This is a genomic window from Alkalidesulfovibrio alkalitolerans DSM 16529, assembly GCF_000422245.1.
In the GTDB taxonomy this organism is placed as follows: domain Bacteria; phylum Desulfobacterota; class Desulfovibrionia; order Desulfovibrionales; family Desulfovibrionaceae; genus Alkalidesulfovibrio; species Alkalidesulfovibrio alkalitolerans.
The window spans coordinates 19,092-34,008 of record NZ_ATHI01000001.1; the positions used below are offsets into that span (position 1 = coordinate 19,092).

Sequence of the window (14,917 nt, forward strand, 5' to 3'; positions counted from 1 at the left end):
AAAGAAAAAGGGAGAGCGTTATGAATACGTCCGGCATCAATCGCCGACAGTTCCTGTCCCTGGCGGGCGCGACCACGGCCGTGGCGGTGGGGCTTTCGATCCTGGGGCCGGCCGTGGCCGTCGCGGCCGAGCCGCAGGCCTTTCCGCCTCCGGCCCTGCCGTATGCCGATAACGCCCTGGAGCCGGTCATCTCGGCCCGCACCGTGTCCTTCCACTACGGCAAGCACACGGCCGCCTACTACGCCAACTTGAACAAGGCCGTGGTCGGCACCAGGCACGAGAAGGCCTCGCTCGCCGACGCGGTGCGGGAGATCCACGTGGAGCAGGGCGAAAGCCCGCTCTTCAACAATGCGGCCCAATCCTGGAACCACACCTTCTATTGGGAAGGCCTGACCCCCGGCGGCAAGGCCATGCCCGGAAAGCTGCGCGATGCGCTGACCGGGGCCTTCGGGTCGCTGGACACTTTCCAGCAGGCCCTGACCGAGGCCGCCGTGACCCAGTTCGCCAGCGGCTGGGCCTGGCTCGTACAGCGTGGTGACGGAAGGCTTGAAATCGCCAAGACTTCCAACGCCATGACGCCGATCGTGCACGGCCACAGACCGCTTTTGACCATCGACGTCTGGGAGCACGCCTATTACCTGGACTACCAGAACAGGCGCGCCGAGCACGTCAAGCTGGTCATCGAGAACTGCCTGAACTGGGAAGTGGTGGCCTCGCGCTTGGCGTAGCCCGTGGTTTTGCGCGGCCGGATCCTGGGGGATGCCGGGGTCTGGCCGCGATTTCCGTGCATCTTTCCGCGACGGGGGAGACTCCCCGAAAGGGGGAAGCATGGTGGATCGGACGTTGGTGAGCCTGCTGAACGAGGCGGGCGTTGAGATCAATGGCGATAATCCCTGGGACATCCGGGTCCATGACGAACGCTTCGGCTCCCGCGTGATGCGCGAACTGAACCTGGGCCTGGGCGAGTCCTACATGGACGGCTGGTGGGACTGCGAGCGGCTCGACGAGTTGTTCCACCGCCTGCTGACGAGCGGCATCGAGAAAAAGATCAGGGGCAGCCCGCGCTATCTGCTGCGGCTCCTTCCGGCCGTGCTCTTCAACCTTCAGTCGCGGGCGCGGTCCCGACTTATCGCCAAGCGGCACTACGACCTGGGCAACGATCTCTTCCTGTCCTTCCTCGGCGCCACCGTGCAGTACAGTTGCGCCTATTTCGAGGGCACGGACGACCTCGACGAGGCACAGCGCAACAAACTGCGCATGATCTGTGAGAAGCTCGGCCTGTGCGCGGGCGAGCATCTTCTGGACATCGGCTGCGGCTTCGGCGGGCTGGCCCGGTTCGCGGCCGCCGAATACGGCTGCGAGGTCACTGCCGTGAACATCTCGCGCGAGCAGATGCGCCACGCCAGGGACATCTGCGCCGGGTTGCCCGTGCGTGTTCTCGACCAGGACTACCGGGCCATCGAGGGGCGCTTCGACAAGATTGCCTCCGTGGGCATGTTCGAGCACGTGGGCCGCCGCAACTACCGGACCTTCATGCGTGTGGCGCATCGCTGCCTGTCGCCGGGAGGCGTGTTCCTGCTGCACACCATCGGCGGCAACGTCACCTGCTTCAACTGCGACCCCTGGATCGCCAAGCACATCTTCCCCGTGGGCATGCTTCCCAGCGCCGCGCTCGTCGGCAAGGCGGCCGAAGGGCTCTTCGTCATCGAGGACTGGCACAACATAGGCCCCCACTACGACAAGACGCTCATGGCCTGGAACAGGAATTTCCAGGCCGCCTGGCCGGGCTTCGCCGAGCGCTACGGCGAGCGCTTCAGGCGCATGTGGGAATACTACCTGCTGTCCTGCGCCGGAGCGTTTCGGGCGCGGCGCATCCAGGCTTGGCAGGTCGTCATGACCAAGGACGGCGTGGGCAGGCCCCAGCCAGCCTGCCGCCCGGCCTTCGCCGGGCGGGATGAGCCCGTGCGTTGGAATTGAAAGAACCCGGCGCGGCGGCACTCAGGGCGCGCCGGGCGGAAAGCTGCGTCCCCAGATCTCGCAACGCGCCGTGAGCCCATCGCTTTTGCGCTGATGAGCGGGTTGTCCCGGCAGAGTTTCAACCCGTCCAGGTGGGAAACCACCGTCGCGACTTCGTGAAATTCATCCCATACCAAGGGGCTCGCCGCCCTGCTCGGTGTCTTTTTTTTCACGTCTTGGGAAATTCCTTCCCTCCTGTCGCGGCGCTTTGCTAGGCCGAGAATGTCCGCGACCCGTCACGATTCGCGCGCGGTTCGCCGCGCCCCGAGAAAGGGAGGAGCCATGAGCAAGTATATGATCAAGACCAACAAGGACCGCTGCATCAGCTGCAAGGCTTGTGAAGTTCATTGCAAGCTCAAGAACCGAGTCCCGGTCGGAGCCAAGCTCGGCCTCTTGGTGAGCATGGGTCCGGTCTCCAGGGCTGGATCGCCCGCCTACCTGAACCAGTTCCTGCCATGCTTCCAGTGTGAAAAGCCCTGGTGCGTGGCCGCCTGCCCCACCGGGGCCATGAGCCGCCGCGAGGAAGACGGCATCGTCTTCGTGGAGCAGGACCTGTGTGTGGGGTGCAAGGCCTGCATCATGGCCTGTCCCTGGGAGATTCCCCAGTTCAACGAGCAAAGCGGCACGGTCATCAAGTGCGACTTCTGCCGCGACCGCCTGGACGAGGGGAAAAAGCCCGCCTGCGTCACGGCCTGCACGAGCCACGCCCTGGATTTCCTGCAGCCCAACGTGGACAGCGCCGGAGTGCGCCGCGCCTACGCCCTGGAGAAGTTCCTGAATCTGTAGTCAGTGCGCGCGGGCGGCTTTCACGCCCTTGCCCGCGCGAAGAGGTGACGCGTCATGACCATGCTCGACCCGGTGCTCATCGTGCCATTTGAACTCGCGCTTTCCGCCGGGCTGCCGTCGTTTCTCGCCTTTTTCACGGGCACCGTGGCGGTCTGCCTGCTGTGCGTCCTGGTCGGGGAGCTGACCATGTCCCTGGCCTACTTCATCAACCGCGACCACTACGCCAAGATGCGCAAGGAGATGGTGCGCCACCAGAACTTGAGCATCAAGGCCATCATGCTCAAGGACAAGGAGAGCTACAAGGCCTGCAACACGGTGGCCAACGAGGCCTTCGGTAAGAGTTTCTTCGCCAACATCGCCCTGTTCTCGGCCGCGCTGTGGCCCGCCTGCTTCGCCTTGGCCTGGATGGGCCTGCGGTTTTCTGGCCTTGACTTCACGATCCCCCTGCTCGGTGTTCAGGTCGGCTACATGCTGATTTTCGTTTTGACCTACGTCGCCGTGCGCGTCTCCTTCGCGCGTTGGGCGCGGCCAAGGCTGTGGCCCTTCAATCGTATCGTCGAGGCCATGCGCAGGAACGAGGATTGCGGCGAGGAGATGATGAGTTGGGGTGACCTGATGCCCCGCGCCCCGGCCAAAAAGGAAGTCCAGGACAAGGACGGCAAGACCGCCGGGCATCCCGCCTGAAGAATCCATGACGGCAACCGGCCTCGTCGTTTGGCCCGTGGGGAGGCGGCCGCGCCTTTGACCAGGCGCGGAAATGTCCTTCGGGCGCATGGCGCGAGGCAGGAGATAAACCTCAAACGAGATGGAGTAGAGTCTATGAAACGGAACACATTGTTCGTGGTGGCCCTGGCCGCCGTGGCGATTCTGTTCGTGACCCTGGGCGACGCGCACGCCCAGAAGCTGGCGGAATTCATCGCCAAGGCCCCGGTCGGCGACGGTCCGGGCATGATCGACCCCTCCAAGCCAGCGGGCTTTCTGGGCATTCCCGGCGGCGTCGTGGTCAACCCCATCGTGGCCTTCCTGTGGGCCCTTTGGGTCGGCTGGATCTTCTCCACCGTGGGCGCCTTCGGCGGCGTCATGGCGGGCGTGGGCCATATGAGCGTCTTCGGCCTGGGCGACTACGCCAAGTCCTTCCGTCAGACCGCGCCTGAGCTGAACAAGCTCATGACCGACTCCATCCGCGCCTCCAACCAGTGGCTGGTGGGCCTTTCCGCCCTCATCAGCTCCTTCAACTACTACAAGATGGGCCGCCTGGTGCTGCCCCTGGGCCTGACGCTCGGCGGCGGCTCGCTGCTCGGCGCGTGGGGCTCCAACATGCTCACCGCGGGCAAGCTGTCCTTCTCGGCCTACCAGGGCTACTTCGGCCTCTTCGTGCTCGTGTTGGGCTGCTACCTGATCTACGAGACCTCCCCGGCTGGCGAACGTTCCAAGAAAAAGGCCAAGGAGGCCGCGCGCGCCTTCGAGGAGACCGTGAAGAAGCAGAAGGCGGGCGAGAACATCGACACCTCCTCCCTGGGCGTGAAGGTCAAGTCCTTCGGCATCAGCTCCTGCACCTTCACCTTCTACGGCGTGGAATTCACCTTCAACCCGCTGCTGCCGGTGCTCGGCGGCGTGCTCATCTCCGCCATCTCGGCCTTCCTGGGCGTGGGCGGCGGCTTCATGCTCGTGCCCTTCCTGACCTCCGTGTCGCAGGTGCCCATGTACTTGGCCGCGGGCACCTCGGCCCTGGCCGTGCTCATCTCCATGATCACCTCCATCGCCACCCTGGTCTCCAAGGGAACCCCGCTGGACATGAGCATGATCGGCATCGAACTCGTGGGTATCTTCATCGGCTCGATCATCGGCCCGCGCACCTCCAAGTACTTCTCGGACAAGCTGCTCAAGCGCATCTTCATCGTGCTCGCCATGTACGTGGGCATCGACTTCGTGCTGCGCGGCTTCTTCGGATTCCGCATCTTCGGCTGATCGCGGCCGCCGCACACACTGCAAAAGAGCCCCGGGCGAATGCCCGGGGCTCTTTTCGTTTCGCCCACATCGCGCTATTATAAATTTCGAGTAGGAGGAGCTTGTTGACAAATCCATTTTTTCAGGCTGCTCAAAAAGGGCCAGATGCAAGGCGCAAGAGAAATCCAGACCCGACGCGTATCAAGACATACGCGAGGGGCTGGATTTTTCGCGGCAACGCAGCAGATGGGACTTTTTCAGCAGCCTGAGGAGAGCACCATGCACGAGATATCCTTGGGAGGAACCATCCGCGATTACCTGAGCGGCGAGGAGGTGCCGAGCACCACCTACGAGGAGGTGCGCCAGGCCCTGGCCCGGCTCATGGTCGAGGAACTGGGGTATCCGGCCGATCGGCTCAAAGCCAAGGTCGGGGTGCGCTTTCCCGTGACCTGGGAGGAGGGCGCTCCCGAGTACTGCCGCGTGGCCGATCTGGTCGCCTATGGCGACGACGGCCGCCCGCTTCTGGTGGTCATCTTCTGTTCCGGGCTTCCCGGCACCTACGACCGCGAGACCGTGGCCGCGGCCCGGTTGATCCCCGGCGGGCCCGCGCCCCTGGCCGTGTCCACGGACACGCGCGATGCCGTGCTGCTCTCCGTGCCCGACGGCCAGACCCTGGCCCAGGGGCCGCGCGCCCTGCCGCGCTACGACGATCTGCCCGGCTTGTGCCGCGATCGCTTCATGGAGCCGCTTTCGGGCGAACGGCTGTTGCGCGAGCGGCGCATCCTCTACGCCTACAGCGAGATGCTCACGAGCTGCTGCGAGGGAACGTGCTCTCCGATACCTTCCTGAGGGCCGTCTCCGGCCGCGCGTGGATGGCAAAGCGATGATCGTCTGCACCCGCTGCGGGAGCGAGAACCCCGACGACGCGCGATTTTGCGCCGCATGCCGCCATAAGCTGCAAAGCGTCAGGCGCGAGCCCTCGGAGGACGACGCCGAGGGTGCCGAGTTCTTGAGCGATCACGTCGAATACCATGACCTGCTCGGCCGCCACGGTCCGTTCCGCAAACATCTGGAGGCCTGGGGCTGTCTTGCGGCCCTGGCGCTCGTCGTGGCCGCGGTTGCCTGGCTGGACGACGTGCGCGCGGCCTGGGCCGCGCTGCCCGTGATCGGCCTGTATGCCTGGCTCAGGAGATTGTGAGGCGAATCAGCGGGGCGCGGGCGCGCAGCAGCGCACCGATTGCGGCTTGTCGCACAGCGAGCGGCCCACCGAGGCCGAGGCGCAGCGTGTTTTGGCGTCCACGGTGTAGGGCACGGTGACGCGCATGGAGCCCCAGGCTTCGCTGGAGAGGACCAGCCGACCTTCGAGGGCGTGGCAGTAGAAATCCGTGGGGTTGGCCGCGTAGTAGGAGTTGAAGAGGTAGACCGAGTTGACCTCGCGCACGAAATTGTAGGAGTCGGGATCCTTGCAGGTCACGGCGGCCAGCGCTTTTTGGCACAGGCAGTCCATGATCGAGGAGAGGTCGAAGCGTTCCTCGTCGGGCGCTGGGGCGGGCAGGCGGATGGGAAGGTCCTTCACAGCCTCGGGACCGCCGAAAGGCGGCTGTGGCGGCGGGGTGGCCTGGTCCTGGGCCAGGGCGGAAGACGGAGCGAGCGACGCGGTCGCGAGCAGCGCGGCTGCGAGCAAAATGCCTAGGAAAAGTCCAGGAAGACCTGAAAACCTGCCGGAGAATCCGTCTCGCATTGATTTTTGCAGCCTGCGCACTGAAAACTCCCTGGTTTGTGGAACCAGACCGCGCGCCGAGGGTTCGGGCACGCGAAAAAAATGTAGACCGAGGCATCCACTGTGCCGTGGAACAGGCGGTAGCCCGATTGTTTCAGGTAGTCCTTGAAGCGCACGTTCTCGTCCGGCCCGCTCCCCGCCTACTCGAAACTGACTTCCACCGTGAATTCCCCGAATTCCGTCTCGAAGGGCACGGCCATGATGGGCGAGGAGACGACGTGGGAGATGGTATGGTTGTTGCCCATGATGACCGTGGGCGTGGCCGCCTGGAAGACGTAGCCCATCTCCGAGAGGCCACGGCGCGCCTGGCCCGAGATCATGTTCGTGACCTCGCCCACGGCGTCCTTCACGTCCTGGATGATGTCCTCGATCTCGCCGCCGAGCATGTTCTTGACGATGGCGATGGCGCAGTCCTTGGTAAAGGTCACGGAGATGGTGCCGTTCTTCTCGCCGGTGATGCCGATCACGCCGGTGACGTCGCCCCGGGCCACGGTGTCCTTCTTGGCGTAAGGCTTGCCAGGCTTGGGCGTGATCATGGCCATGGTCGAGAGCACGTCCACCGTGGCCTTGATGAAGGGTTTGGCGATATTGATATCCAATGGAAGCTCCTTGCGGGTTCTCCGTGGGGCCGCCCGGCGGGCGTTTGCCGGGATGGCGGGCCGTTTGAGAATGTACAACCGAAGACGGTCGCAAGGCAAGCCCGGCCCGAGCCGTCTGGCCGCACAGGCACCTAGCCGGGGCGGACGCGGATGGCCGCGACCGGGAGAGCGGAAAAAATAATTCATGACAATCAAGGAGGATGCGATGTCCCCCTATCCGGTCCGGCACAGTAGGAAACCCGAATCGCTTGGCCTGGAGGCGTTTTGGGAGTATGCCTTTCGCATTCACTGACCCCGATGGCCGCCATGACGAATAAGACCGCGAATTCCTTGAAGCCCGACCCGGACGAGCCCCAGACGCTTCGCTCCGTCAGTGTGCTGCACGTCGAGGACGACACCATTATCCAGTTCCACATGCGCACGATCTTGGAAAAGCGGGTCCGCGAGCTTTTTTCCGCCGCGGATGGCGTGGAGGGGCTGGCGATGTTTCGCGCACACGCGCCTGACGTCATCATCACCGACATCCGCGTGCCGCGCATGAACGGGCTGGAGATGATCGAGATCATCCGCGAGACCGATCCCGACATCCCGGTCATCGTGACCTCGGCCTACAGCGACGCCGACTACCTGCTCAAGGCCATCGAGCTTGGCGTGGACAAGTACCTCATCAAGCCCTTCGACCACCGCCAGGTCGTCAAGGCTGTGAGTCGCGCGGCGGAGGGCATGGCCCGGCAGCGCGAGATCAACGAGGCCAACCGCTTCAACCGCTTCCTTCTGGACATCAATCCGAGTTTCATCGTGGTCCTGGACGACGGCGAAGTGGAATACGTGAACTCCACCTTTCTCTCTTTCATGGGCTTCCGATCCCTTGAGGCCTTTATCCTCTCGGGCCGTGACATCGCGGATTTCGTGGAGGACGTTGGCGGGCACCAGGACGCCACGCGCATCGGCCGCTGGTTCGAGGAGATCACGGGCAGCGGCGAGGACGGCGTGGTCGTGCGCCTAAAGGGCTGCGACGAGCGCTTCGGCGGCGTCTTCTGGGCCACGTTCAACCGCTTTCCCGAAACGCGTAAATATGTGGTCGTGTTCACGGACATCACCCGGCTCGACGACGAGCGCAAGCTTTTGAGCCTTCAGGCAAGGACCGATCACCTCACCGGCGTCGCCAACCGTCTCGGATTCAGTGAGCGCCTCCAGGCCGAAATAGCCCGGGCCGAGCGCTACGGACAGCCGCTCTCGCTCATCATGTTCGATATCGACGACTTCAAGCGGGTCAACGACGAGCATGGGCACGAGGAGGGCGACCGGGTGCTCAAGGCCCTGGCGAAACTGGTCTGGACCAACATCCGGACCACCGATCTCTTCGGTCGCTGGGGCGGCGAGGAATTTCTCGTGGCCACGCCGAACTGCGATCTGGACCAGGCCTTGCGCACGGCCGAAAAATTGCGCGACCTGCTGTGCGAGGCGGCTATCGGCCCGGGACGGGGCATCTCCTGCAGTTTCGGAGTCACCTCCCATCGCAAGGGCGAATCCATGGACGCGTTCTTGCGGCGGCTGGACGAGGCGCTGTACGTCGCCAAGAAGAGCGGCAAGGACACGATCTCCTCGGCCTGAATCTGTTTTTCCCCCACCTATCTGCGCTTGCTCAGGCGCGCCGCGTGGACCTTGTTTCCGCCTTGCGCCTTGGCCGCATAGAGCGCCCGCGTTGCCTCCTCGATGAGGTGCGTTGGCTCGGTCTCGGGCGTGGGAACGAGAGAGGCCACGCCCACGCAGACCGTGAGCACGCCCGCGCCCGAGCCGTCCCGGTGTGGGATGGCCAAGGCCGCCACGTTCTCCCGGATGTCCTCTGCCACGATCATGCCGCCGAGTTCGTCCGTGTCGGGCAAAACGGCCGTGAACTGCTGCCCGCCTCCCGTGTCCACGAAATCCCCGGGCCGTTTGAGCATGTCCTCCAGCACCCGGGCCACGCGCGAAAGAGCTTCCTGGGCGACGTCGGCGCCATGCCGCGCCACGAAGTCGGTGTAGTCGTCCACGTCGATCATCAGCATGCACAGCGGCGTGTGATGCCTGCCGCCGCGTTTCCACTCCCGCGCCAGGGCGGCCTCGAACTCCGAATCGTGCGGAACGCCCGCCGGATGCTCGTCCGGCCAGCGGCGCGAATCGGCCAGGTCGTAGACCACGCCGCTCGCGGCTCCAGCCTCCACGGGCAGGGATATGGCGTAGCGCGCTACGTCTGCCTCTCGGGTGTAGGAGAGCAGGCCGCCCATACCCTTGATCAGGCGGTAGCAAAGCGGCAGCCCCAGGTGCTCGGTCTCGGTGTCGAAGGGCAGGAGCGAGCGTTCCGGCGAGTCCAGGACCGTGGACGAGGTGGGGGACTGAAGCGTCATGCGCACGTTCGCGCCGTCGCGCTCGCTGGCCAGATTCAGCGCTCCGCCGCGCGGCAGATGACGCAAGGCGTGCAGCAAAAGAGTGACCACCACCTGCCCGAGCACGTCGGGGTCGGCCGTGACCATGGGTAGGTCCGGCGTGGGAATGAAGCGGGTCTGCGCGCCCACGGCCGAGAACTCCGAGGCCAGGAGCACGAGGCATTCCTCGATGATCTCGTCGAGCGAACAGGGGCGCGGTGTCATGCGTAGTGGCTTGAGATAGTCGCGGATGCGGGCCAGGAGGTTTTCCAGCCGGGCTGTCTCGCGCAGGATGATGTCCACGTCGTCGAGGTCGGGGTGCGCCGTCTTCAGCCGCCTGGCGAAACCGCCGATGGCCACCAGGGGGTTTCTGATTTCATGGGCAACCTCGGCCGAGATGGAGCCGAGCATCTTCAGCTTCTCGTCCTGGATCAGAGCGCGCTCCAGCACCACGCGTTCGCTGATGTCCATGATCACGCCCGAAAGCTCGGGTTCCGGCCCCTGCGCGGTGAAGGTGAAGCGCGGCATGCTCTTGATGATGACGTGCACGGTGTGCCCGTGGCGATGCACGAGCCGCGCCTGTTCGGTGAATGGCGTGGAGTGGGCCAGAGCCGCCCGCAGATGGGACAGGACGGATTCCCGGTCCTGCGGATGCAGTCGCTCGGCGAGAAAACCGTTCTCAGTCGCGGCTTCCTCGGGGCTATAGCCCAAAATGTCGATGCAGGCGCGATTGATGAAGGAAAGGCGCAGGTCGCTCGCCAGCGAGAAGATGATCAGAGGGATGTTCTGCACCAAGTGGTCGTAGCGAAGCCTCGCCTGGAAGGCGAAATCCTCAAGCTCGGCGCGCTCGGCCAGCCGGGCCAGGGCGAGGCTCACTTCGGCCTCGCGCAGCGGCAGGCGCACGAACTCACAGGCGCCGAAACGCATGGCTTGCACCACGTCGTCGGCGTATTCCTCGCCGGAGACGAAGGCCAGGCCAATGGCGGGAGCGATGGCGCGAAGCCGCTCGGCGACCTCGAAGCCGCTGCCGCCCAGGTGGCGTACGGCCACGAAGGCCGCGGCGAAGGCTTTCTTCGCGGCGGCGGCTACGGCCTCGTCGGCCGAAGACAATCCCACCACCTCGCGTCCGGCCCTGGTCAGGGCGTCGGCCAGTTCGCGCCGGGTATCCTCCCCCGCGACCACGAGCAATGGTGCATGCGCGGTCGTTTCACTTTCGGCCATGCCGCGATCCCCCAGAAGTCCCAGCAGGGACTTCTTTGGTTCATACTCCCATTGCGGGGGAAAGGCCAGATCGTGGCGAAAAAAGCCGATTGCTTCTGTGGCGCGGGCGCTTCAGGGCCGGGAGCCGCGTTCCTTGAGATAGCGTTCGAGCCTGTTCATGCCCTCGGCGATGTTTTCGATGGAGTTGGCGTAGGAAAAGCGGATGAAACCCTCACCGCCGGGGCCGAAGTCCACGCCCGGCGTCACGCCCACGCGCGCCTCGGCCAGGAGCTCAAAGGCGAAGGCCAAAGAGTCATTCGTGAAGGCGCGTGCGTCGGCCAGCACGTAGAACGCGCCCGTGGGTTCGAAGGCCACGGTGAAGCCGATCTCGCGCAGCCGCTTGAGCATGAAGCGGCGGCGCTCGTCATAGACGGCGCGCATGCGCTCGACGTGGTCCGCGCACTGGGTGAGCGCGGCGATGCCCGCCCACTGGGCCACGGAGCCCGCGCTGATGAACAGGTTCTGGGCCGCCTTGCGCAGACAGTCCATGTAGGCCTCGGGCGCCACCAGCCAGCCCAGCCGCCAGCCGGTCATGGCGTAGAGCTTGGAGAAGCCGCCGAGTGCGAAGGCGCGGTCCGTGAACTCCAGGATGCAGCGCTCGCGGCCCTCGTAGACCAGGCCGTGGTAGATCTCGTCCGAGACGATGAGCGGCCCGCTCTCGCCGCACAGATCGGCCAGGCCCTGCATATTCTCGGCCGAGAGCAGGGTGCCCGTGGGGTTGGCGGGCGAGTTGACGAGGATGGCGCGGGTGCGCGGCGTGAGGCGTTTGGCCACGGCCTCGGCCGTGAGCTGGAAGCCGTTCTCAGGCCCCACGGGCACGTCCACGGACACGCCGTCCACGAAGCGGATGAAGTTGCGGTAGCAGGCGTAGCAGGGGTCGGAGACGACGACCTCGTCGCCGCGTTCGAGGATGGCCGCGAAGAGGAGCAGCATGGCGGGCGAGGTGCCGGCCGTGACCAGGATGCGGTCGGGCGAGACGTCCACCCCGTAGCGGCTTTTGTAGTCGGCCGCGATGGCCTCGCGCAGCTCGCGCAGGCCGAGTGAATGGGTATAATGCGTGCGGCCTTCCTCGATGGCCCTGATGGCCGCTCGGCTTACGGGCTCGGGCGTGTCGAAGTCGGGCTCGCCGATTTCCAGATGGATGACGTGCTCGCCCCTGGCCTCCATGGCCTGGGCGGCTTCGAGCACGTCCATGACCATGAACGACGTCAGCTCGCTGGTGCGGCAGGATGGCTTCATTGCGTGTGCTCTCGCTCTTTATTTTTGTGTGCGCGGGCCGTGAAAAACCCGCGCTGGCTGCGTTGCAGCGAAAGCGCAGGTTCCATTATTGAGAGGTTGGAATCAAGCTCTTTTGTCGGCCTTGCGGGGCAGCGCCCCGCACCCGTCGGGGGAGATGATCTCCCCCGAACCCCCTGCGATTCCCGAAACCGTCTGCGACGGTTTCGGGAAAGCATGGTTCCGGAGCGGGCATCGCCGCCGCACCGGCGTCGGCTTTGTCAGTGATGGCTTCGAAGCGAATCGCGGGGTCCAGGGGCATCATGCCCCTGGCGGAGGAGGTTCGGAGGAGGCAGCGCCTCCTCCGGGGCACTTCACCGGTCTGCTAGTAGCGGTAGTGCTCGGACTTGTAGGGTCCTTTGACGTCCACGCCGATGTAGCAGGCTTGGTCGGGCGAGAGCACGGTCAGCTTCGCGCCCAGGCGGTCCAGGTGCAGCCGCGCCACTTCCTCGTCGAGGTGCTTGGGCAGGACCATGACCTTGGGCTCGAAGCTCTTGGTGGCCAGTTCGATCTGGGCCAGTACCTGGTTGGTGAACGAGGCGGACATGACGAAGCTCGGGTGGCCCGTGGCGCAGCCCAGGTTCACGAGGCGGCCCTCGGCGAGCACGACCACGGACCTGCCGGTCTTCGCGTTGGTCCACTTGTCCACCTGGGGCTTGACCTCGGTGCGCGTCCAATCGGGCGACTTCTCAAGGTATTCCATCTCGATCTCGTTGTCGAAATGGCCGATGTTGCAGATGATGGCCTCGTTCTTCATGCCTTCGATGTGCGAGCCGCGCAGCACCTTGCAGTTGCCCGTGGCCGTGACGAAGATGTCGCACTCGGGCAGGCAGTCCTCAACGGTCGTCACCTGATAGCCTTCCATGCAGGCCTGCAGCGCGCAGATGGGGTCGATCTCGGCGATCAGCACGCGCGCTCCGAAGCCGCGCAGGGACTGGGCGCAGCCCTTGCCCACGTCGCCGTAGCCGCAGACCATGGCCACCTTGCCCGCGATCATCACGTCCGTGGCGCGCTTGATGCCGTCCAGGAGCGACTCGCGGCAGCCGTAGAGGTTGTCGAACTTGGACTTGGTCACGGCGTCGTTGACGTTGATGGCCGGGAAGAGCAGTTCGCCCTGCTCCTGCATGTGGTACAGGCGGTGCACGCCGGTGGTCGTTTCCTCGGACACGCCACGGATATTGGCGGCGAAGCGGGTCCACTTGCCGTGGTCGGTTTCCAGGATGTGCTTGAGGCGCTTGACCAGCGTGACGAAGTCCTGCGAATCGCCGCTCTCGTTCAGCACGGCCGGGTTCTTCTCAGCCTTCACGCCCAGGTGGATCATGAGCGTGGCGTCGCCGCCGTCGTCCACGATCAGGTCAGGGCCGGAACCATCGGGCCAGGTCAGGGCCATCTCGGTGCACCACCAGTACTCGTCCAGGTTCATGCCCTTCCAGGCGAAGACGGCGGCCGATCCGGCCTTGGCGATGGCTGCGGCGGCGTGGTCCTGGGTCGAGAAGATGTTGCAGGAGCACCAGCGCACGTCGGCCCCGAGCGCGGTCAGGGTCTCGATGAGCATGGCGGTCTGGATGGTCATGTGCAGCGAGCCCATGATCTTCAGGCCCTTGAGGGGCTGTTGCGGACCGTACTTGGCGCGCAGGGCCATCAGGCCCGGCATCTCGTTCTCGGCCAGGTCGAGTTCCTTGCGGCCCCAGTCGGCCAGGCTCAGGTCCTTGACCTTGTGGGGCAGGGAAAGGTCGATGGCTTGCAGTGTCATGGGCTTCCTCCTTGGGAATGGTGATTTCAGGGTTTTCGCGCGGTCATGAAGCGAAGCGTGAGGCCGCCGGGCAGCGCGAGGGTGTCCTCGGCGGCGATGAAAAGTCCTGACGCCTCGCAGAAGGCGGCCAGCTCGGCGCGCGAGAAGCCGAGCCAGTGGTCGCCGTGCCGTTCGCGCAGCGTCTCGTCTCCGTGCTTGTCGAAGTCTGCGATGAGCAGATGCCCGCCGGGCGCGAGCACGCGCGCGGCCTCGGCCACGCCCAGGGGCGGTTCGGGCAGGTGGTGCAGGGCCATGCAGACGAGCGCCAGGTCGGCCTCGGCGTCGCGCAGCGGCAGGTGTTCGAGCTCGCCCACGCGCAGCGAAGCCCACGGCGCGTCGCCAAGCGTCTCGCGGGCGCGCGCGAGCATGGCCCGGGAGTGGTCCACGCCGATGACATTCTCGGCGCGCTCGTGCAGCACCGGCAGAAGCTGCCCCGCGCCGCAGCCGAGGTCCGCGGCCGTGGCGCAGGGCCGTGGTTGCCCCGCGCCGTCCGTGCAGGCGGGCAGGCGCTCGCGCACGGCGCGGGCAAGGTCGGTGTCGCCGAGCACGGAGCGCAGCATGGCGGGCCAATCCGGGGCGTGGGCGTCGAAGAAGCGGCGCGCGGCCTCGCGCCGGGCGGCCAGTACGCGGGCCGCGGCGCCGAGGTCCGTGGCGAAATCCGGGGCGTCGAGAAAGGGCGCGAGGCAGCGCAGGTACTCGGCGGCCGGACCACTTGCCGTAGCGCGGTAGAAGGCCCACAGGCCGTCGCGCCTGGCCTCGGCCAGCCCAGCCTCGGCGAGGATGCGCAGGTGGTGCGAGACGCTGGACTGCGGCAGCCTGAGCGCCTCGGTCAACTCGCGCACGTTCAGTTCGTGCCGCGCTAAAACGGCCATGAGCCGGGCCCGTGTTCCGTCGGCGAGCGCCTTGCTGAATTGAACTATCGACATATTCCGTATCAATGGTTGTTGATGTATCGACTGGGTAGTCCGGAATCGGGGCGTGTGTCAAGGGAGGAGGAGTGTGAGGAAATCGGGGCGATTTGTCCGGGGATAACATGAAATAATGAATAATTAAAGGT

At 65.3% G+C, this 14,917-nt stretch carries 14 protein-coding genes; 8 read left to right on the forward strand and 6 right to left on the reverse strand.

The window, feature by feature from the left end; all coding sequences use genetic code 11:
* Window positions 1–20 precede the first annotated feature (20 nt).
* The 7 genes from DSAT_RS00075 to DSAT_RS00105 all read left to right on the forward strand — a co-directional run bounded on the left by DSAT_RS00075 (window position 21) and on the right by DSAT_RS00105 (window position 5,947).
* Window positions 21–728: a superoxide dismutase gene (locus DSAT_RS00075; RefSeq protein ID WP_020885521.1), complete on the forward strand. Its 708-nt coding sequence runs from the start codon at window positions 21–23 to the stop codon at window positions 726–728.
* Window positions 729–828: 100 nt separating this feature from the next.
* Window positions 829–1,977 (forward strand): cyclopropane fatty acyl phospholipid synthase, encoded by a 1,149-nt coding sequence (cfa, locus tag DSAT_RS00080; protein ID WP_020885522.1) that lies wholly within the window; start codon window positions 829–831, stop codon window positions 1,975–1,977.
* Window positions 1,978–2,298: 321 nt separating this feature from the next.
* A complete protein-coding gene (locus DSAT_RS00085; RefSeq protein WP_020885523.1) occupies window positions 2,299–2,802 on the forward strand; it encodes a 4Fe-4S dicluster domain-containing protein in 504 nt (167 codons plus the stop codon).
* 54 nt (window positions 2,803–2,856) lie between these two features.
* The gene (locus DSAT_RS00090) at window positions 2,857–3,486 is read left to right on the forward strand and encodes a hypothetical protein (protein ID WP_020885524.1); all 630 of its coding nucleotides are present in this window, start codon (window positions 2,857–2,859) and stop codon (window positions 3,484–3,486) included.
* A gap of 135 nt (window positions 3,487–3,621) precedes the next feature.
* A complete protein-coding gene (locus DSAT_RS00095) occupies window positions 3,622–4,770 on the forward strand; it encodes a sulfite exporter TauE/SafE family protein (RefSeq protein ID WP_020885525.1) in 1,149 nt (382 codons plus the stop codon).
* A 258-nt stretch (window positions 4,771–5,028) separates the two neighbouring features.
* Window positions 5,029–5,598, forward strand: a complete 570-nt coding sequence (locus tag DSAT_RS00100; protein WP_020885526.1) for a type I restriction enzyme HsdR N-terminal domain-containing protein — start codon at window positions 5,029–5,031, stop codon at window positions 5,596–5,598.
* 34 nt (window positions 5,599–5,632) lie between these two features.
* Window positions 5,633–5,947: a zinc ribbon domain-containing protein gene (locus tag DSAT_RS00105; RefSeq protein ID WP_020885527.1), complete on the forward strand. Its 315-nt coding sequence runs from the start codon at window positions 5,633–5,635 to the stop codon at window positions 5,945–5,947.
* 6 nt (window positions 5,948–5,953) lie between these two features.
* Here the strand turns inward: DSAT_RS00105 and DSAT_RS00110 are convergent, their stop codons facing one another.
* Entirely contained in the window at window positions 5,954–6,490 is a 537-nt protein-coding gene (locus tag DSAT_RS00110) for a hypothetical protein (protein WP_040370392.1), read from the reverse strand.
* 179 nt (window positions 6,491–6,669) lie between these two features.
* Window positions 6,670–7,128 (reverse strand): chemotaxis protein CheX, encoded by a 459-nt coding sequence (locus DSAT_RS00115; RefSeq protein WP_020885529.1) that lies wholly within the window; start codon window positions 7,126–7,128, stop codon window positions 6,670–6,672.
* A gap of 306 nt (window positions 7,129–7,434) precedes the next feature.
* Here DSAT_RS00115 and DSAT_RS00120 point away from each other — a divergent pair, with 306 nt between their 5' ends.
* Complete coding sequence (locus DSAT_RS00120; RefSeq protein ID WP_152490166.1) at window positions 7,435–8,742, forward strand: GGDEF domain-containing response regulator; 1,308 nt, start codon at window positions 7,435–7,437, stop codon at window positions 8,740–8,742.
* 17 nt (window positions 8,743–8,759) lie between these two features.
* Here DSAT_RS00120 and DSAT_RS00125 read toward each other — a convergent pair whose 3' ends face one another.
* The 4 genes from DSAT_RS00125 to DSAT_RS00140 all read right to left on the reverse strand — a co-directional run bounded on the left by DSAT_RS00125 (window position 8,760) and on the right by DSAT_RS00140 (window position 14,786).
* On the reverse strand, window positions 8,760–10,754 hold the full coding sequence (locus DSAT_RS00125) for a diguanylate cyclase domain-containing protein (RefSeq protein ID WP_020885531.1): 1,995 nt from the start codon (window positions 10,752–10,754) through the stop codon (window positions 8,760–8,762).
* 111 nt (window positions 10,755–10,865) lie between these two features.
* Entirely contained in the window at window positions 10,866–12,032 is a 1,167-nt protein-coding gene (locus DSAT_RS00130; RefSeq protein ID WP_020885532.1) for a pyridoxal phosphate-dependent aminotransferase, read from the reverse strand.
* Between the two features lie 361 nt (window positions 12,033–12,393).
* On the reverse strand, window positions 12,394–13,821 hold the full coding sequence (ahcY, locus tag DSAT_RS00135; RefSeq protein WP_020885533.1) for an adenosylhomocysteinase: 1,428 nt from the start codon (window positions 13,819–13,821) through the stop codon (window positions 12,394–12,396).
* A 26-nt stretch (window positions 13,822–13,847) separates the two neighbouring features.
* Complete coding sequence (locus DSAT_RS00140; RefSeq protein ID WP_020885534.1) at window positions 13,848–14,786, reverse strand: ArsR/SmtB family transcription factor; 939 nt, start codon at window positions 14,784–14,786, stop codon at window positions 13,848–13,850.
* Window positions 14,787–14,917 lie beyond the last annotated feature (131 nt).